Origin of the sequence: Sporolactobacillus spathodeae (assembly GCF_016908935.1) — a bacterium.
In the GTDB taxonomy this organism is placed as follows: domain Bacteria; phylum Bacillota; class Bacilli; order Bacillales; family Sporolactobacillaceae; genus Sporolactobacillus; species Sporolactobacillus spathodeae.
The window spans coordinates 76348-96193 of the sequence record NZ_JAFBEV010000004.1; the positions used below are offsets into that span (position 1 = coordinate 76348).

Annotated in this window: 16 protein-coding genes and 1 tRNA gene; 3 read left to right on the forward strand and 14 right to left on the reverse strand. The window is 47.3% G+C overall.

The features are described from left to right. Positions 1-8: 8 nt before the first annotated feature. From JOC27_RS03060 to JOC27_RS03070, 3 genes are all read right to left on the reverse strand, one after another. Positions 9-1733, reverse strand: a complete 1725-nt coding sequence (locus JOC27_RS03060; protein WP_205005537.1) for a nickel-dependent hydrogenase large subunit — start codon at positions 1731-1733, stop codon at positions 9-11. Further along, positions 1726-2817 carry a hydrogenase small subunit gene (locus JOC27_RS03065; protein ID WP_205005538.1) on the reverse strand — a complete coding sequence of 364 codons (1092 nt, stop codon included), beginning with the start codon at positions 2815-2817 and terminating at the stop codon, positions 1726-1728. The genes JOC27_RS03060 and JOC27_RS03065 overlap by 8 nt, the downstream gene beginning before the upstream one ends. A gap of 716 nt (positions 2818-3533) precedes the next feature. Further along, entirely contained in the window at positions 3534-4949 is a 1416-nt protein-coding gene (locus JOC27_RS03070) for an amino acid permease (protein WP_205005539.1), read from the reverse strand. 667 nt (positions 4950-5616) lie between these two features. On the opposite strand from JOC27_RS03070, the gene JOC27_RS03075 reads away from it, so the two are divergent. Beyond that, on the forward strand, positions 5617-5841 hold the full coding sequence (locus tag JOC27_RS03075; protein ID WP_205005540.1) for a hypothetical protein: 225 nt from the start codon (positions 5617-5619) through the stop codon (positions 5839-5841). On the opposite strand, the gene eno is transcribed toward JOC27_RS03075, so the two are convergent. The 7 genes from eno to JOC27_RS03110 all read right to left on the reverse strand — a co-directional run bounded on the left by eno (position 5823) and on the right by JOC27_RS03110 (position 14721). Next, on the reverse strand, positions 5823-7109 hold the full coding sequence (gene eno, locus JOC27_RS03080) for a phosphopyruvate hydratase (RefSeq protein ID WP_205005541.1): 1287 nt from the start codon (positions 7107-7109) through the stop codon (positions 5823-5825). The genes JOC27_RS03075 and eno overlap by 19 nt on opposite strands. Before the next feature lie 108 nt (positions 7110-7217). Continuing rightward, complete coding sequence (gene tpiA / locus JOC27_RS03085) at positions 7218-7979, reverse strand: triose-phosphate isomerase (RefSeq protein WP_205005542.1); 762 nt, start codon at positions 7977-7979, stop codon at positions 7218-7220. Between the two features lie 91 nt (positions 7980-8070). Next, positions 8071-9258 carry a phosphoglycerate kinase gene (locus JOC27_RS03090; RefSeq protein ID WP_205005543.1) on the reverse strand — a complete coding sequence of 396 codons (1188 nt, stop codon included), beginning with the start codon at positions 9256-9258 and terminating at the stop codon, positions 8071-8073. Between the two features lie 292 nt (positions 9259-9550). Continuing rightward, positions 9551-10558, reverse strand: a complete 1008-nt coding sequence (gene gap, locus JOC27_RS03095; protein ID WP_205005544.1) for a type I glyceraldehyde-3-phosphate dehydrogenase — start codon at positions 10556-10558, stop codon at positions 9551-9553. 22 nt (positions 10559-10580) lie between these two features. Next, on the reverse strand, positions 10581-11606 hold the full coding sequence (locus tag JOC27_RS03100; RefSeq protein WP_205005545.1) for a sugar-binding domain-containing protein: 1026 nt from the start codon (positions 11604-11606) through the stop codon (positions 10581-10583). Between the two features lie 374 nt (positions 11607-11980). Then, positions 11981-13273 carry an RNA polymerase factor sigma-54 gene (gene rpoN / locus JOC27_RS03105; protein WP_205005546.1) on the reverse strand — a complete coding sequence of 431 codons (1293 nt, stop codon included), beginning with the start codon at positions 13271-13273 and terminating at the stop codon, positions 11981-11983. A gap of 506 nt (positions 13274-13779) precedes the next feature. Then, on the reverse strand, positions 13780-14721 hold the full coding sequence (locus JOC27_RS03110) for a magnesium transporter CorA family protein (RefSeq protein WP_205005547.1): 942 nt from the start codon (positions 14719-14721) through the stop codon (positions 13780-13782). A 412-nt stretch (positions 14722-15133) separates the two neighbouring features. On the opposite strand from JOC27_RS03110, the gene JOC27_RS03115 reads away from it, so the two are divergent. Both JOC27_RS03115 and clpP read left to right on the forward strand, forming a co-directional pair. Continuing rightward, positions 15134-15206: transfer RNA gene (locus tag JOC27_RS03115), tRNA-Arg, on the forward strand. Between the two features lie 285 nt (positions 15207-15491). Next, positions 15492-16076: an ATP-dependent Clp endopeptidase proteolytic subunit ClpP gene (clpP, locus tag JOC27_RS03120; RefSeq protein ID WP_205005548.1), complete on the forward strand. Its 585-nt coding sequence runs from the start codon at positions 15492-15494 to the stop codon at positions 16074-16076. Positions 16077-16340: 264 nt separating this feature from the next. Here the strand turns inward: clpP and JOC27_RS03125 are convergent, their stop codons facing one another. From JOC27_RS03125 to rapZ, 4 genes are all read right to left on the reverse strand, one after another. Further along, positions 16341-16598: an HPr family phosphocarrier protein gene (locus JOC27_RS03125; protein ID WP_205005549.1), complete on the reverse strand. Its 258-nt coding sequence runs from the start codon at positions 16596-16598 to the stop codon at positions 16341-16343. Positions 16599-16664: 66 nt separating this feature from the next. Beyond that, complete coding sequence (gene whiA / locus JOC27_RS03130) at positions 16665-17594, reverse strand: DNA-binding protein WhiA (RefSeq protein WP_205005550.1); 930 nt, start codon at positions 17592-17594, stop codon at positions 16665-16667. A gap of 30 nt (positions 17595-17624) precedes the next feature. Then, positions 17625-18620: a gluconeogenesis factor YvcK family protein gene (locus JOC27_RS03135; RefSeq protein ID WP_205005551.1), complete on the reverse strand. Its 996-nt coding sequence runs from the start codon at positions 18618-18620 to the stop codon at positions 17625-17627. Positions 18621-18626: 6 nt separating this feature from the next. After that, entirely contained in the window at positions 18627-19493 is an 867-nt protein-coding gene (gene rapZ, locus JOC27_RS03140) for an RNase adapter RapZ (protein ID WP_205005552.1), read from the reverse strand. Positions 19494-19846: the final 353 nt, after the last annotated feature.

Consider the following 19846-nt stretch of genomic DNA (forward strand, 5'->3'; position numbering starts at 1 on the left):
GTTCCCCCTTACTCCACATGGACGGAGGTCAATGTGCTGTTTTTCGTATCCGTCAAATGGACAGCGCAGGCAAGGCACGGATCAAAGGAATGAACAACACGTAAAATTTCCAAGGGTTTATCCATATCCGCAACAGGAACATTATGCAGTGAAGACTCGTAGGCTCCAATGACTCCTTTAGCGTCTCTTGGTGAAGCGTTCCACGTCGTCGGGACAACGGCCTGATAATTTTTTGTTTTGCCATTTTCAATTTCGATCCAATGGCCAAGTGCGCCGCGTGGCGCTTCGACTGTGCCAACACCGAAGGCATGGCTTTTCCAGGTGGATGGTTCCCATTTGGAATTGTCAAAAGTTGTTTGATCGCCGCTTTTAATATTATTGATCAGGCTATTATAATCCTCGCGCATCCAACCCGTAAGCATTTTCGCATCCAGACCACGGGCGACTGTTCGGCCCAGTGCCGACTGAAGCGCCTTCACCGGTAAGCCGAGCTTTTTCAGCGTATCATCGACGATCGGGCGATAATCGCCTTTATTTTTCGCATAGCCGACCATCACGCGAGCAAGCGGTCCTGTTTCCATCGGCTGATTTTTCCAACGTGGCGCTTTAATCCATGAATATTTGGCATTCGTATCCAGATGTTTATAGGGCGTTTGTGGGCCGCTGTAATCCAGGTTGGTTTCACCCTTCCATGGGTGCCGGCTGCCGCCTGCTTTGCCATCGTAGTTATACCAAGCATGATCGATACCTTCCTGAACCTGGTTCGGGTCTGCTGGGTCGACATCCAATACTTCATTCATATTGCCGTTCAGGATGATGCCTCGTGGCGCGCGATAAAGATTGATATCCCGTATATCTTTCGTCGAATAATCGCCGTAGCAGAGATAGTTGTTTAATCCGCCGCCGATTTGTTTTGTTCCCCAATCTTTATAATAGGAACCGATCGCCATCAAATCCGGTATATAGACTTGATTAATAAAGTCATGAGCTTGGCTGATCAATTGGTCGACGAGTTCCAGCTTTTCTGAGTGAATCCCATTATCCATATTAATATCAAGTGGTGTGGCCATCCCGCCAACCAGATAATGCGGATGCGGGTTCTTCCCGCCGAAGATCGTGTGTACTTTTACAATTTCTTTCTGCCAATCCAAAGCTTCCAGATAATGGGCCACAGCTAAAAGATTAACTTCTGGTGGCAGTTTATAAGCGGGATGACCCCAATAGCCATTCGCAAAGATGCCCAGCTGACCACTGTCAACGACTTTCTTAATCTTCGTCTGCACATCCTTGAAATAGCCAGGCGAAGAATTCGGCCAACTGGAAATCGATTGAGCAATCTTGCTTGTTTCTTTCGGATCTGCTTTTAAAACATTGACTGCATCAACCCAGTCAAATGCATGGAGATGATAGAAATGAACCACATGATCATGCAGGTTAACAGCCTCATTCATTAAATTGCGAATCAGATTTGCATTCTGCGGAACACGGATGCCGAGCGCATCTTCTACCGCACGAATACTTGCAAGTGCATGGGTTGACGTGCAAACACCGCAAATACGCTGTACATAGCCCCAGACATCTCGCGGATCTCTATTTTTAACGACTAACTCGATGCCGCGAATGGCCGTACCTGAACTGAATGCATCCGTGATTTTACCGTTTTGAACATCTGCTTCAATTCGCAGATGGCCTTCAATTCGTGTCACCGGATCGACAACAACACGTTTACTCATTGCGATCACCTCTGTCTTGTTCTTTCTCTTTATGATGCTTGATTGTGAATGTTATGCCGGCATGCGCCGCCACGCCAACCGCCGTCGCGCCGACAATGCCTGCGCCCCACTTCTCAGGGTTAATCGTTGTCTGAGTGAAAGGAAGTTTTGCCTGATGCGTGTAGAAAGGTCCGTTATCCCAGAAGTCTTGTTCCGAGCAACCGATGCATGGATTGCCCGATTGAATCGGGTAACTGACGCCGCCATTCCAGCGCATTTCAGCGCATGAATTGTAAGTCGTTGGTCCCTTGCATCCCAGTTTGTACAGACAATACCCTGCCTTTAAATTCGGATCATCAAAAGATTCTGCAAACAAGCCGGCGTCAAAATAGGCGCGGCGATTACATTTGTCATGAATTCGGTGCCGATAGAACGCCTTCGGGCGACCGAGCATATCAGTCTCCGGCAGCTGGCCGAATGTCACAATATGCGCAATCACGCCAGTCATCACTTCAGCAATTGGTGGGCATCCGGGGACGCGAATGATTGGTATACCGCCGAGCACTGCTGAAATGGGCTGTGCACCAGTCGGATTCGGTTTCGCCTTGGCGATGCCTCCCCATGACGAACACGTGCCGAAAGCGAGCACCGCTTTTGCATGTGCCGCGGCTTCTTTCAGCAAATCAAGTCCAGACCGGCCGCCGATGCTCAAGTAGCCAACTTGACTCGGAACACTTCCTTCAACAATAAGAACGTATTCGCCGCTGTATTTCTTTAAAACATTCTGCTCCGCGTCTTCTGTCTGAAAACCAGCTGCGGCAGAAAGCACTTCCATATACTCAAGCGAAATCATATTGAAGATAACGCTTTCGACTTTGGGGTAGGAAGAACGAATAAATGATTCCGAGCAGCCCGTGCAGTCTTGCATCTGTAACCAAATGACAGGCACGCGCTTCTTTGTCTCCATTGCGTGCGTGACCTGCGCAGTCTGTGTGTAGTCCAATCCCATCGTTGCGGCAAGAGCCGCACACATTTTCAAAAATGTCCGTCTGGAATAGCCTTTTTGTAAAGCGCTTTCATATATTGTCGGTTCTTTTGGACCCATTGCATTTCCCCCCGCCTGCAATTTTTCACTCAAAACCTAAAGGTATGGTTGATTGGTGTTTTGCACCGCACTTTTTTTGCCAATTATTTTCTTTCAGCAAAAGTCAAATAGCGGTAACAAAATAGTTAATGATAGTTCACATTTACGTTTATCATAATGAACGATCTTCCAATTTCATATGATCTACATCACAGATTTATTTAAAATATATCTATATAATAATTTACTTTTCTTTTGCATTAAGCTTCCTAAGTATCACACATGCAAGAATTGCTTAAGGATGGGGTTTCTGCAGGAATTAAAGCAGAGGAAATTGCGCCTGCCTTTTCATGCTAACGACGGCATCTATCAAGAAGCTTGGGAAAAGTAAATGCCTGAATTCGTTTAGAAAAATCGAAGGAATGGAACGCCGGTCACTCGCTTGCCGCGAGCGCACCACGAGCCTCAAACAAACTATAGTCTGCGGGGGCTCGCTGGCACGCTGGTCCCGCAGGCGTCTCGCGCCTCCGCTCCATTTTTTGTGCAAAATCTTATACATTTTTATCTTAAAAAAGGATGTCTCAGCGTTTTTGAGACATCCTTAAAATCCATCGCTTATATTCACATGAACATTAATTTTGCAAACGGCACGTCGGGCTGTCCTATTTTTTATGTGGCGGCAATCAGCTTCTCGCAAAAGAAGCATCACCTATCCGTATCATTTGGGAGGCGTGCACTTAAGACTCAGTGGCTTCTTTCTTCTTATCCGATAGACCGACAAGGCTGTGCCAATAGCTGTAGCTGAAGTAAATCACCAAACCAACAATAAGCCAAATCAAGAAGAAGCCCCACGTAATTCCAGAAAGATGGATCATTAGATAACCACAGCTGAGAATCGCAAGAAAAGGAACGACGTGAATAAATGGTACCTTGAACTTTCTATCCAAATCCGGACGTTTGATACGTAGAATATAGACACCGAGCGCGACCATGATAAACGCGAACAACGTACCGATATTCGTCAACTCAGCGAGTTTATCAAGCGGGATGAGTCCGGAAAAAATTGTCGCCATCAACCAAGTCAGTCCAATTGCGACAATAGGCGTTTTTGCACGGCCCACAAGTTGCGCGATGGGTTGGGGTAATAATCCGTCACGGCTGATTGCAAAGAAGAGTCGCGTTTGTCCGTACATCATCACAAACAGAACTGTGGTGATGCCCAGAATAGCCCCGAGTGAGACAAAGCCTGCTACCCAATTCTGATGAATAACTTGTAGCGCAAATGCCACTGGATCACCAACATTTAACTGACGATAAGGAACCATGCCAGTCAGTACAATCGACACAGAAATATAGAGCACCATGCAGATACCGAGTGATGAGAGAATTCCGATCGGCATATCGCGCTGCGGATTGCGCACTTCTTCTGAAGCCGATGACACAGCATCGAAGCCAATGTAAGCAAGAAAAGCTGTCGCCGCACCTTTTATGACGCCACTGAAACCAAAAGGCATAAATGGCGTCCAATTTGATGGACGAACATAGAAAACACCGACGGCAAGGAAAAGAAGGATAACGCCAATTTTCACCAAAACAACAATATTATTGATCCGAGCGGATTCCTTCGTGCCGCTGATTAAAATTAATGCGAGAACGAGTAGAATAACAGCCGCCATGCCATCAAAATACGTGCCTTGGGCCGGGTTGAAGGAAGAACTGATCGCGTGTGGCAGCTGCCACCCGAATCCGTGAATCAGCGCCTGGAAATAAGCGGACCAGCCACTTGCAACGACTGAACAGGCAAGACCGTATTCAAGAATCAAATCCCAGCCAAGTATCCAAGCGATTAATTCGCCGAATACCGTGTAACTATATGTATAGGCACTACCTGACGATGGAATCATTGAGGAAAATTCAGAATAGCACAATGCGGCAAACGCACAGGCGAGTCCTGAAAAAATAAATGAGAGAATAATTGCTGGCCCTGAATACAAGGCAGCGACAACACCTGTCATAACAAAAATTCCTGTTCCAATCACAGCACCGACACCAAGCATAGTCAAATCAAAGGCACCCAATGCCTTTTTTAGACCCCTATCGCCACTCGTCTGCCTGGCCATAAACTCCATAGACTTCTTACGAAAAAGCTTCACCTTAACATATCCCTTCTGTCTGTATCCCGCACATTTATCCAGTCTCTCTTTTGTGGAATTCTAATATTCCGACTTTTTTCGACATAATGTGGGCGGTAATCTTGATCTTATCGAAAGTGACATTCAATGTAAAGTATCCCCTGATATTGGTAAAGAAATGTTCATTTTTTTTAGAAGGGGAAAATATTTTTTTGATACATTTTCATTTGCACCCATTTATCACTTGGATTCATTGATATGAATGCGGTCATGAAATAAACTTGGCGCAGCCAAGTCTTATTTTTGCAAAAACTGCGCTCCGGCTGCTCGCTTGCCGCGGGCGATCCGTGAGCCTCCTCGAACAGGCTAAAGTCTGCGGGGTCTCACTTGGCTCGCTTTTCCCGCAAGGCGCCAGCGCGCCTTCGCTCCTTTCTTACGCAAAAAACATGTTGCAATTTTATGCCTCAGCCGATGCCTAGCGCTCTACTCTGTCGATGTTGCGCTCTACTCTGTCGATGTTGCGCTCTACTCTGTCGATGCCGCGCTCTACTCTGTCGATGCCGCGCTCTACTCTGTCGATGCCGCGCTCTACTCTGTCGATGCCGCGCTCTACTCTGTCGATGCCGCGCTCTACTCTGTCGATGCCGCGCTCTACTCTGTCGATGTTGCGCTCTACTCTGTCGATGTCTTGACCTACTCTGTCGATGTTGCGCTCTACTCTGTCGATGCCGCGCTCTACTCTGTCGATGCCGCGCTCTACTCTGTCGATGTTGCGCTCTACTCTGTCGATGCCGCGCTCTACTCTGTCGATGCTGCGACCTACTCTGTCGATGCCGGGCGCACAAAAAAAACGCCCCGCCTTTTACAGGCGGAGCGTTTTTCTTTGGTGCTTGATTATTTCTTGATGTTATAGAAAGAATCGTCACCGAGATACTGAGCAGTTGCTTTCAGTTCGTCTTCGATGCGGATCAATTGGTTGTACTTAGCAATACGGTCCGTACGTGCCAAGGAACCTGTCTTGATTTCGCCCGCATTCGTTGCGACAACGATGTCAGCAATCGTTGTATCTTCTGTTTCACCCGAACGGTGAGAAACAACAGCTGTGTAGCCAGCTTTCTGTGCCATTTCGATCGCGTTCAGTGTTTCAGTCAGCGTACCGATCTGGTTAACCTTGATCAAGATTGCGTTGGCAACGCCGAGGTCGATACCTTTCTTCAGGTAGTCGGTGTTCGTTACAAACAAGTCGTCGCCGACGAGCTGTACACGATTGCCGAGTGCCTTCGTGAGTTTCTGCCAGCCTTCCCAATCGTTTTCGTCAAGGCCGTCTTCGATCGAAATGATCGGATATTTGTCAACGAGTTTCGTGTAGTAGTCAACCATTTCATCGGTTGTACGAACAACACCTTCACCCTTGAAGTTGTACTTGCCGTCTTCGAACAATTCGGAAGAAGCAGGGTCGATCGCCAGTTTAACGTCTTCGCCCGGTTTGTAGCCTGCTTTTTCAATAGCTTCCATAATCGTGTCAAGCACTTCTTCGTTGTTCTTCAAGTTTGGTGCGAAGCCGCCTTCGTCGCCGACAGCCGTCAGATGGCCTTTAGCCGAAAGTACGCCTTTCAGTGCGTGGTAAACTTCAGCACCGATACGAACGGCTTCTTTGATCGATTTTGCGCCAACAGGCATAATCATGAATTCCTGGAAGTCAACGCTGTTGTCCGCATGCTTGCCACCGTTCAGGATGTTCATCATCGGAGTCGGCAGCACTTTGCTGTTGACACCGCCGAGGTAACGATAGAGCGGCAGACCGAGTTCATTGGCTGCAGCCTGAGCAACAGCAAGGGAAACACCAAGAATCGCGTTTGCACCAAGTTTGCCTTTGTTTTCCGTTCCATCAAGTGCGATCATCGCAGCGTCAATGGCAACCTGATTAGATGCTTCCATGCCGATAACTTCAGGAGCGATCAGTTTATTCACATTTTCTACTGCTTTCAAAACACCTTTGCCGCCAAAACGGCTTTTGTCGCCGTCGCGAAGCTCAACAGCTTCGTGTTCGCCCGTTGATGCGCCACTTGGTACAAGCGCACGGCCGAAGCCTTCATATTCTGTATGAACTTCAACTTCAACAGTCGGATTGCCGCGAGAGTCAAGCACTTCGCGTGCATATACATCGGTAATAAGAGACATAGTTATTTCTCCTTATAAATGAATTTTATTAAAAATAATGAACCCAACCATCCCGCTGCCCTGTCCGGACGAGGACAGCGCTCCGGCAGGCTTTTATCTATTGCTTACTCAGTCTTTTGCTGCGTCAACCAGTGCAAGGAACGATTCCGGCTGCAGGCTCGCGCCACCGACGAGTGCACCGTCGATGTCGGATTGAGCGAGCAATTCGCCAATATTTGCTGGTTTCACGCTGCCGCCGTACTGGATACGGACTTGTTCAGCGGTTGCCAGGTCATAAAGGGCCGTGATCGTTTCACGAATAAAGTGGCAAACTTCATTCGCTTGTTCGGATGATGCAGTTTTGCCTGTGCCAATCGCCCAGATTGGTTCATAAGCAACAACTACAGCAGTAGCTTGGTCGGCAGGAACGCCGGCAAAAGCTTTCGTTACCTGATTTTTAACAACAGCCTGCCATCTTCCGCCTTCACGTTCGTCAAGTGTTTCACCGACGCAAACGATCGGAACAAGATGATGTGCAAATGAGGCGTGGACTTTTTTGTTCACAGTCTCATCTGTTTCAGCGAACATTGCGCGGCGCTCAGAGTGACCGATAACGACGTATTGAACGCCAAGGTCTTCGAGCATTACCGGGCTAACTTCGCCTGTATAGGCACCGGAATTTTCAAAATGAACATTTTCAGCAGCGATCTTCAGATCAGATCCTTTGGCATCTGCAACTAGACGGTCCAGCGCCAAGAACGGAGCTGCAATCACAGAGTCGACAATTTCCGGTGCAGGAACTTTATCCTTAACCGCTTCGACAAATTCATGAGCTTCCTTCACCGTTTTGTTCATTTTCCAGTTACCGGCGATAATTGGTTTACGTGACATTTAGGACACCTGCCCTTTCTTAAAACTAAGGCGCAACCTTTGTCCAAGGACTCAGTATTGCCGAGTATTTCTTGCCTATAACTTACTAAAATTATTCAGCGTCGTTCAGTGCGGCTACGCCAGGAAGTACTTTGCCTTCCATCAATTCGAGCGATGCACCGCCGCCTGTTGAGATATGGCTCATCTTATCTGCAAGATGGAATTTTTCAACAGCAGCTGCAGAATCGCCACCACCGATGATCGTTGTTGCGTCAGGAGCTTCCGCCAATGCTTTTGCCACGGCTTCCGTACCTTTTGCATAAGCGTCCATTTCAAAAACGCCCATTGGTCCGTTCCAAACAACCAGCTTGGATTTCTTGATTGCATCGGCATAGAGAGCAACTGTCTTCGGTCCGATATCAAGACCCATCCAACCATCAGGAATGCTGTCGGTATCAACTGTTTTCTTATTTGCGGATTCAGAGAATTCATCGGCAATCGTCGCGTCAACCGGAATCAGGAAGTTTACGCCTTTTGCTTTTGCCGTTTCCATGAATTTCTTCGCCATGTCGATCTTCTCTGCGTCAAGCAGCGAATTGCCGATATTATGACCCTGCGCCTTGATGAAGGTGTAGGAAAGGCCGCCACCAACGATCAGCGTATCGACTTTATCCAACAGGTTTTCGATTACGCCGATTTTATCAGTAACTTTAGCGCCGCCGATAATCGCCGTGAATGGGTGTTGCGGGTTATCCAATGAAGCGGCGAGTACACGCAGCTCTTTTTCCATTAGGAAACCGGCAACTGCTGGAAGATAATGTGTGATACCTTCTGTTGAAGCGTGCGCACGGTGTGCAGAACCGAAAGCGTCATTGACGTAAACGTCAGCAAGTGACGCGAAAGCTTTCGCCAGTTCCGGATCGTTTTTCTTTTCGCCTTTTTCAAAGCGGACGTTTTCAAGCAGAAGCACGTCGCCTTCGTTCAGCTTCGCTACAGCTGCTTCAACTTCAGGACCGACAACGTCGTCTGTTTTCGCAACTGTTTTGCCGAGCAGTTCGCCCAAGCGTTTTGCAACTGGGTTCATGCGCAGTGATTCTTTGTTTTCTGCAGTCGGACGGCCAAGGTGCGAGGCGAGAATCACTTTCGCACCATTTTCAATCAAATAATTGATCGTCGGCAGTGCCGCACGGATACGTGTATCATCCGTTACTGTTGTGCCGTCGAGCGGAACATTGAAGTCAACACGGCAAAATACTTTTTTGCCTTTGACATCGATGTCGCGAATGGTTTTCTTTGCCATGAGTGAACCCTCTTTCTACGGAATATCAGCGATTTCTACTTTTTCCGTCAGATCAGAAATACCAAGTCTTTTTGTAACAATGTGCTCCGGCTGCTCGCTTGCCGCGAGTGTCTCATGCCTTCGCTGCATTTTTGATCTTTTTTAGAAAAACCTGGGCCACATTCTTAGAATACCGGCCGGGCTTTAGTTTCCACACTAAATTCCGTTGAAAATTTATACTTCTTAACGTATAAAATAGCGGAAACAAGAGTGTTTCCGCTATTCAAGTTCTTATTCAAAATTCAAGGCTGAATTATTTTGCAAGTTTTGCAAAGTATTCAAGCGTTCTAACAAGCTGAGAAGTATAAGACATTTCGTTGTCATACCAAGCAACAGTTTCAACCAATTGTTTGCCGCCAACTTCGATGATTTTCGTCTGAGTTGCATCGAACAGAGAGCCGTAAGTAATGCCGATGATGTCAGAAGAAACAATCGGGTCTTCGTTGTAGCCGAACGATTCGTTAGCTGCAGCTTTCATTGCTTCGTTAACTTCTTCAACCGTAACATTTTTCTTCAGCGTTGTGTAAAGCAACGTTGTTGAACCTGATTTAACTGGAACACGTTGTGCAGAACCATCAAGTTTGCCTTTCAGGTCAGGGATAACGAGTGCAATTGCTTTAGCAGCACCTGTGGAAGCAGGCGTAATGTTTTCTGCAGCTGCACGCGCACGACGAAGGTCGCCGCCTCTGTGCGGGCCGTCAAGAGTCATCTGGTCGCCTGTATAAGCGTGAACCGTTGTCATCAAGCCTTTTTCAATGCCGAATTTATCGTTAAGCACTTTAGCCATCGGAGCCAAAGAGTTTGTTGTGCAAGATGCACCAGAAATAACCGTTTCGGAGCCATCAAGTGTATCATGGTTGGTATTGAAAACGATCGTCTTCATTTCGCCTTTTGCAGGTGCGGAAATAACAACTTTCTTCGCGCCGCCTTTGAGGTGTGCTTCAGCTTTGTCTTTCGAAGTAAAGAAGCCTGTGCATTCAAGAACGATGTCAACGCCCAGTTCGCCCCATGGCAATTCTGCCGGGTCGCGCTGTGAGAGAACTTTAACCTTTTTACCGTTAACAACGAAGAAGCCTTCTTCAACTTTAACTTCGCCATTGAAACGGCCCTGAGTTGTATCATATTTCAGCAGGTTTGCGAGCATTGCCGGATCCGTCAAATCGTTAACTGCAACAACTTCCAATTCCGGAACATCCTGAATTCTTCTGAAAGCGAGACGACCGATACGTCCGAAACCGTTAATACCAACTTTAACTGTCATTAAAAATGACCTCCTAAATAGGTTAGAAATTTTTTAAAATCTCTTGCGCGGCGCCCTCATCCGTGATCAGCACGGAATCCGGACCCCGTTTGAAGTAAGCCTTGATTGCCTCAGCCTTAGACTTGCCGCCGGCTATGGCAATTACCGACCGTGCGCCAAACAGGTCTTCCCACTGCAGTCCGATCGTCTGGACTTTATGGATTACCCTTCCGGTCTGGTCAAAAAAATAGCCAAAAGCCTCAGCCACAGCGTGTTCTGTATCAATCTTTTCAAGAATGCCTTCGCCGGAATGCCGGCGGATCGCCATTTGCCTCGCATCGCCAATGCCGTGAACGATAATCGATACACGGTGCAGGTACTGCAAGACCTGGTGAATGCTGGGCTCTTCCATCAAGCTGTGATAGGATTCATCACTGAGCTGATCAGGAACGTGGAGCAGATGATAACGTCCCTCGGCTTTTTCAGCCATTTTGGCGCAGATTGTATTCGCCTGATTTTCAACCTTTTCGCCAAGTCCACCGCGCGCAGACACAAACAGGAGATCCTGGTGTGCTTTCTTAAGCGGATACATCATTTCGGCGACTGCGGCCAAAGTTGATCCGCCGGTTACCGCAATAATATTCTCCGACTCAAGATTACGCTCGATTTCTTTGACGCAGGCGAGTCCAATCTCATTCTTGACCAGTGCGAACTGATCACTGTCACCGGATACAATTACAGCTTTGGAGACACCTAATGCGGCCTCCAGTTTCTTTTCCATCTCTTTCAATCCAGATATATTCTTCATGACCTGACTCAACGCTTTAACAATAGCCTCGCCATGGCTCGTCAGATGCATGCCGCTTGACGCCATGTGAATCAGGCCTTGCTGGCTAAGAAAAGTCACCTCTCCGCGTAGCACGCGCTCAGTCATTCCCAAATGGGTGGACAAGCTGCGCCTGCCGATCGGCTGAAGAAAATAAAGCGATTGAAGAATATGGTAGCGGCTGGACATGATGTCTAAGACGTCGGGGATGAGCTTTTTCTGAAGATCAAGCAAATGTTCCACAGCGTTCCCCTCGATCGACCGAAAGTGGTCTCGAAATGTCCCACACAGCCATTTTATGTCCCATCTGCTCCATGTACATGATAGCAATATTCACCAGTCATTACAAGCATAAACAAGTAAAACTTGTAAAGCTTTCTTAAACCGACGCAAAGTTTTCACAACTGAAGAAATGAGACGTCGCCGCGGTTTTCACTGCGGTAAACTATCTGCCAATTTAGAAAAGTACCTCTTTTTCTCCCCTCACCTTTTTCCGTTTTAGAAGGTAACGGTCATTTCGGAGTATACCCTGTTTGTCCAGAAAAAAACATGAGTCGACACTTTTCGAAAAAAAAGCAGTAACTGATTGGGACAAGATTAGTCCACAGCATTGTCCCTCACTTTAATCGCCGCTCGGCCGTCGAGCCAATTCCGATCAGCTTCCGATATTTAGCGACCACGCGCCTCGAGCAAGACATGCCTTCATTTGCCAATCGATCAGCCAGCTGTTGATCAGATAAAGGGTGTCTTTTATCTTCAGATTCTATCCAGATTTTCATTTTTTCCTGCACAGCAAACGCGCTGATCGAACCGTTTTCTTTTTGAACAGGCCGGACAAAGAATTTTTTTATTGGAAAAAGGCCATAGGGTGTTTGAATATATTTATTGGCAACGGCACGACTGACCGTTGACTCATGGATTTCCAGCCTTTCTGCGGCTTGCTTCATCGTAAAGGGGCGCAGCAGGCTGCTCTTGCCCTCTGTGAAATACCTTTGCTGTTCCTGCATCAAGAGTTCTGCGACTTTCGCAAGTGTCTGCTTTCTCCTCGAGATGCCAGAGAGCAACCAGTCCGCTTCTTCCTTTTTTTCACGCAAATAGCGTTTCGTCTCTTTGTCTGCCTCATTCATATAATCTGTATAACTGGCCAAATCCAGAGAAATAATTGGGAGATAGGCATCTTCTGTTTCACAACTGAGGCCTTGATCGGTCTTTCGGATTGTAATATCTGGCACAATATATTGCGGTTTTTCGGATTGTCTTGCGGTAATTGGGACCGGACTCAGCGATCGGATCACCGCGACCTCGCCGAGGATCATCGTTTCATCGGTGTCTAGCATTGCGGCCAGTTCGGACCAGTCCTGCGTCACAAAACAATCAATAAACTCAGAAATAATCCGCTCGGCAATCGGATGGGCTGGCTCAAGCCGCTTAAGCTGAAGCAAGAGACATTCAGGCAGTGAGCGCGCGCCAATTCCGGCTGGCTCCAGCGCCTGAACAAGATCAAGCGCTTGCCGCGCCGCGTCTGAGCTCATGTTCAGGCGATCGAGAAATTGTTCCGGCTCGCCATCTAAATAACCCTGATCGTTGAGGTTATCGATCAGCCAATCCGCTGCGTCCCGTATCGGTGATTGCGCGTTTTCCTGGTGCAGGTCGACATGCAACGACTCGCGAAAATCAGCGCTATCCGCGATCGTTTCTTCGATCACTTCCGTTGTGCTGCGCGCTTCTCCGTCACTATAACGCGGTAGATAATCGCTTTCTCTAGCCTTTATCAGCGGGTTTTCGAGCGCCTTTTGGCGAATATAATCGGCGAGCTGTTCATTATTAAATTGCAGCAATGCCACCGACTGCAAAAGCTGCGGTGTCATTTTCAACTTAAGCAGCTGCTTTTGAACGAGTTCCAGGCCCATCCGAATCACCTCTTTTCTTAATTATAGCAATATCCTCGCGCTTATTCTCGATTTGGTCTGATGGCTTTGTAATATGCTGCACGAGGTCTGACTGCCTTTGTTTGTTAGAAAAGCTTGGCGTAGCTATGTCCTTTTTTTTGCAAAAATTGCGTTTCGGTTGCTCGCTTGCCGCGGGCGATCCGTGAGCCTCCTCGGACAGGCTAAAGTCTGCGGGGTCTCACTTGGCTCGCTTTTCCCGCAGGCGTCTCGCACCTGCGCTGCATTCTTCGCGAAAGTCAAAACTTGGCGTAGCTATGTCCTTTTTTTTTGCAAAAATTGCGTTTCGGTTGCTCGCTTGCCGCGGGCGATCCGTGAGCCTCCTCGGACAGGCTAAAGTCTGCGGGGTCTCACTTGGCTCGCTTTTCCCGCAGGCGTCTCGCACCTGCGCTCAATTTTTCGCCCAAAAACATAGTGTCTTTTCTTGAAAAAACACCAGACTGAAATGCTGCATCAGCCTGGTGTTGGTTTTAGAAATATTTCTTTTTCCAGAAAAATAAAGTTGTGATCCCAGCAAGTCCGAGCGCAATACTGATTGGAATTAAGAAGGCGTGTGGCGCGTGCTGCCAAGGAATGGAATCGGTATTCATCCCCCAAAAACTCGCGACCATCGTTGGAATCGATAGTACAATTGTCACCGTGGTCAGGAATTTCATCACAACGTTCACGTTATTCGAGATCACTGAGGCATAGGCATCCATCATGCCGCTCAAAATATTACTGTGCACTTCCGACATCTCAATCGCCTGCTTGATTTCAATGATTACATCTTCGAGCAGCTCCTGATCATCTTCGTACATCCGCAAAAAACGTTGTTTCGTCATTTTCTCCATGACAATATTATTCGATTTAAGCGAAGTGGTGAAATAAACAAGCGTTTTTTCCAGACTTAATAGATTGAACAGTTCTTTATTCCGCATCGATTCATGCAGCTCGCGTTCAATCATTGACGTACGCCGATCGATCGTTTTCAAGTATTTGAGATAATAGCGGGAAATCGCATAAAGAATTTGCAAAGTAAAACGGGTTTTCTTATATGTAAAGAAGTTCTTCACCCGATTGTTGACGAAATCATCGATAATTGGATTGCTTTGTAGGCAAACCGTTAAAAAATAATAAGGCGTGACAATAATACCAAGCGGAATCGTATCATACGGCGCGGAATCCGATTCATCCTGTACAAGGACCGGGAAGTCGACGATGATCAGAACACTATCGTCTTCCTTTTCGATACGCGATCGCTCGTCATCGTCCAGTGAATCGCGGATATAATCCGGCGGAATATCCGTGCCTGCAACAATCTTTTGAATCTCTGCTTCTGAAGGCCGCGTTAAATTAATCCAGCAGCCTTTAGCCAGCTCGTTCTTTTTAATCAGTTTATCATGTTCATCGGTCAGATAAATATCAATCATCTGGCCCACCTCCTCATTTTTGAGGAAGCTTAAGTCACAATGCCATGCAGATGCCCGATCGTCCATGAGCACGATATTCAGGCATTATGAATGCTTCCTGTTTCGTCGGCCCAGGATCGGGTTGCTGATGGGGCGAACTATCGGAACTCATTGAGCGATCATCTCCTTCTGCGCGGCGGCATGTCATTCATCACATACGGCTGATCAGATCCGCTAATCAGTCGCCAAGATCTATGATACATGGACAACGCAGATAAAACAATTGTTAATGAAGAATCGTATTGCCGCGTTTCTTGCCTATTTTTGTTAAAAAGTATTATGAGATAGTGCATTGTCTAACTGTCAAAAAAAAAGATTCTTGCATTTTGTTCGACTATCACTTAGAATATAACAATGTCAGTGATTAATTCATGCGCTCGTAGCTCAGTGGATAGAGCAATGGTTTCCGGTACCATGTGTCGGGGGTTCGACTCCCTTCGAGCGCATAAACAGAAGCAGAAAGAGCCAGCATAAAAGCTGGCTCTTTTTTTATACATTGTAAGACTCAGCCTACGTCCAAGGGACTTGGCAAAACCAAATTTCTCCAATAGAGCACGCAGCGCGAGCGCGCGGCACTGGCGAAACGAGCAACAGACGAAAGAGCGCAACCTGCTATAAAAAGTCTTTTTAATACGAAGCAATATAATTTGACCTATACTGACCTTTAATGTATGATTATCTTTGGTTAGAAGGAAAATACCTAAACACGAGTGATAAAGGAGGTATGTTCAATGCCTTTAATTCCTACAGTCATTGAGCAAACAAACCGCGGCGAGCGGGCTTATGACATCTATTCCCGTTTATTGAAAGATCGGATCATCATGCTGGGCACACAAATTGATGACAATGTGGCGAATGCCGTTGTCGCTCAATTACTTTTCCTAGCAGCAGAAGACTCCGAGAAGGACATTTCGATTTACATTAACAGCCCGGGCGGCTCGATCACCGCTGGCATGGCGATCTACGATACGATGCAGTATATCAAACCGAAAGTGTCGACGATCTGCATCGGCATGGCTGCTTCCATGGGCAGCTTCCTGCTGACCGCCGGTGAAATTGGCAAACGCTATGCACTGCCGAACAGTGAAATCATGATTCACCAGCCACTCGGCGGCATGCAGGGCCAGGCATCCGATATGGAAATTCACGCGAAACGCATTCTTAAAATCCGTGAAAAATTGAACCATATTTACGCGGACCGCACCGGCCAGCCTTATGATGTCATTTCACGTGATACCGATCGTGATAACTTCATGTCTGCAGAAGACGCAAAGAAATACGGCTTGATCGATGAAATTTTGACAAACGCAAAATAAAGATAAGACAAAGCATCTAGCTGCTATTAGGCAGTCGGATGCTTTTCTTTTTCTCTATAGGGGCAACGATTCTTGTAAAAGTATGGTGCGATTCGTAAACCGCGTCCCTTAGGGAAATTGAGCGAAAAGCGCACTGAACTAACGAAAGACGCGCGCAACGAACACACATTGCACCGAGGGCCCCAGCCCCATTTCCCTTTTACTACTCTATTTTTTCCCATTCTAAAAAAAAGCTCCGTTTTCTTTTTCAGAAAACGGAACTTTTTATTGGTCGTCCTCAACAAATGTGCCAAGCGTCTCAATGGCCTCGCGTTCATCCGGGCCATCAGCGCGAAGCAGGAACTGATCGCCGCATGCAGGCGCGATGCTCATCACACCCATAATACTTTTGACGTTGGCTATTTTGCCATCTTTCTCAAGGGTCAAATGCGCGTGAAAGCGATTGGCTTGCTGAACGAACAACGCCGCAGGTCGCGCCTGCAGGCCGTTCTTCAGCCGAATCGTAATTTTTTTCTGTAGCATTCAATCTGCCTCCTTTCCGAATCAGCCATGTATTCGGTTACATAATTGAGTGAGCAATAAATCGGGTTACTGCTCTTGGCGTATACGGTTTGCAATCTGATCAATTTTTCGAAAGCGGTGATTAATTCCAGACTTACTGATCGGTTCGCTCGCCATTTCACCTAGTTCCTTCAGCGTGATATCCGGATTCTTAAGACGCAACTCCGCGATTTCGCGCAATTTCGTAGGCAATTCTTCAAGACCTATCGACTTCTGAATCAGACGGATATTTTCCATCTGGTGCATCGCTGCGCTGACCGTTTTATTGAGATTCGCCGTTTCACAATTCACAAGCCGGTTTACTGAATTGCGCATGTCTTTAACAATACGGATATCCTCAAAATAGAAGAGCGCTTTGTTGGCACCGATAATGCTCAAAAAATCGGTGATCTTTTCGCCTTCCTTCATGTAAATGATATATCCATTCTTGCGCGGCAGCACCTTTACATTCAAATCAAAGGTATTCATCAGTTTAGCCAAAGAATACGTATGATCTTCATAATTCGAAAAAATTTCTAAATGATACGATGACTCGGGATGATTCAGCGACCCGCCGGCCAGAAATGCCCCGCGTAAATAAGAGCGGCGGCAGCAATCTTTCGCAACAAGTTCCGCGGCAATCTCCCGGGTAAATTGCCCTTCATCGCTGATAATCATCAAATCGCGCAGAAACGCGCGCGCGCTTTCTTTGAGCCGGACGATATAAACATTATTTTTTTTCAAGCGCATTTTTCGGCGCACGAGTATCTCGATCGGGTATTGATAGACCTGCTTAATCAGCCGATAGATACGCCGCGAAATCGCCGCGTTTTCAGTCGCGATATCCAGTTCGATCCGCTTATTGCGAATTGAAATAAAGCCGTTCATTCGCGTCAAGGCAGCAAGCTCCGCGCGCGCGCAGCACGTATCTACTTGAAGCAAGGTTAATTCTCTTTTCGTATCAGCAGCAAAACTCATCTGCGGCTTCCTCCTCACAAACTCAGGGGTTTAGACAGGGAAAGGGGGATCAGGTTCAACAATTGCCGGTTCGGAAATCGGTAAAAGGGTCATCAGCAACCGGGCGATCGCTGCTTCATTGTGACGGATAACCCCACCAGCCATCCGTACGAGCGGCGCGCTAATCACCTGAATACCGGCGCTTTCCATGATTTCACGATCGACCGAAACAGGCTCCGCTGCCTCATCAGCGTATCGTTTCAAAACGGTCGGCGCGATCGGCTGATTATTGGCAATGATCGCATCAATGAACAGATTTGGGACATGATGCCGGATCGCTGCAATGTGATCAGAAGCCGTATACCCATCTGTTTCCCCTTTTTGCGTCATGACGTTACAGACATAAACCTTTTTCGCCTTCGACTGAATGATTTCTTCGGCCAGCTCAGGGACAAGCAGATTCGGAATCACGCTTGTATATAAACTTCCCGGTCCGAGCGTAATCAAATCCGCCTCGCGAATCGCGCGAATGCTTTCCGGAAGCGGCTTAATCTGTTGCGGTTTCAAGAAAACATGTTCAATTTTCTTATTCGCTTTCGGAATCCGCGACTCGCCTTCAACAATTGATCCGTCGCTCATCACCGCGCCCAGCACAATACTTTGATCGGCCGCCGGAAGCACTTGCCCATGAACATTGAGGATACGGCTCAATTCGCGAACACCTTTAACAAAGTCGCCAGTAATTGAAGTCAGTGCGGCAATCAGCAAATTCCCGAGTGAATGACCGTTCAACCCTGCATCGGTTTTAAAACGATGCTGCAGCAATTGTTCAAACATCGGTTCAACATCTGACAAAGAGACCAGCACATTGCGAATATCGCCTGGCGGCGGGATCTGCAATTCGCTACGCAGCTTACCGCTGCTTCCCCCGTCATCGGCGACTGTGACGATCGCCGTAATCGCGACGTCATATTTTTTTAAGCCGCGAAGAACGGCGGGCAGGCCAGTTCCCCCACCGATGGCAACTACCTTTCTTCGTGTATTCATCGCTGTTTAATTTCCTCTCTTCATGTCCCTATGTGAAATACTTGTCGGATAATCCGCAGACAGCTTTTTGCCAATCCATTCGGCCAAAGCGACAGAACGGTGCATCCCGCCTGTGCAGCCAATCGCGATCACAAGCTGTCCTTTGCCTTCACGCTTATATTGCGGCAGCATGAAGCGCAGCAAATCCATCAATTTTTTCAAAAATTGTTGGGTTTCGCTCCATTTCAGCACATATTCGGAAATGTCCGCATCCAGCCCCGTCCGATCGCGCATATGCTTAATATAATAGGGATTTGGCAGAAAGCGCACATCAAAAACAAGGTCGGCGTCAATCGGCAGACCATGCTTGAATCCGAAAGAAAGCAGATTAACTCGGAAGGTCTCCGCCTCTTTGCCGAAATGGCGGATAATTTGGTCACGTAGTTCACGGGCGCTCATATCGGATGTATCGATATAGTACTGCGCCAGTCCTCTGACCTCTTCCAATTTTTTCCGTTCAAGCTGTATGCCCTCAATCGGTCGCCCTTGCTGCGCCAACGGATGGGAGCGCCGTGTCTCCTTATAGCGCTGAACAAGCACGTTATCCTTCGCATCAAGGAACAGTATTTTCGGCCGGAATCGTTCGGATTTGCTGAACGCGTCAAGCGAAATGAACAGCGAGTCGAAGAATTCGCCGCCACGCAAATCCATGACGAGGGCCAGTTTGTGGAATTTATTCGAATCGGCATCTTCAATTAAATCGATAAATTTCGGCAGCAGTGTCGGCGGAAGATTATCAATGCAGAAATAACCTAAGTCTTCAAAGATGCGTGTTGCCACGGTTTTTCCGGCACCCGACATCCCTGTAATAATCACCAGATCAATATCTTTCATGATTCATCCGCCCCGTCACCAGTTAGATTTAATAGTATATGCCGCCCCTCCGGCGAACGTTGACACCGAGCGGCGGTACAAACCTCTTTTGCTCTAGTATACTCGAAATCGTGCCAAGCTGAAAGGTACGGCGGGTTCATACACCCTGGTTTGAAAAAGCCTTGCCATGCGTGCCCGCGTTCAGTCTGAGTCAATTAAAATCGCGCTGCTTCAAGCTTAATAAAAGGCTAGCTAAGTCGATTGGTGGCAATAATTACGCTTTTGTCGTGTGCTTTCTTTAGGCGGTGAAACACGCGCTTCTGGCGATTAGCAGTAAGATGGTAAGATAAACTTGGCTACGCCAAGTCTTTTTA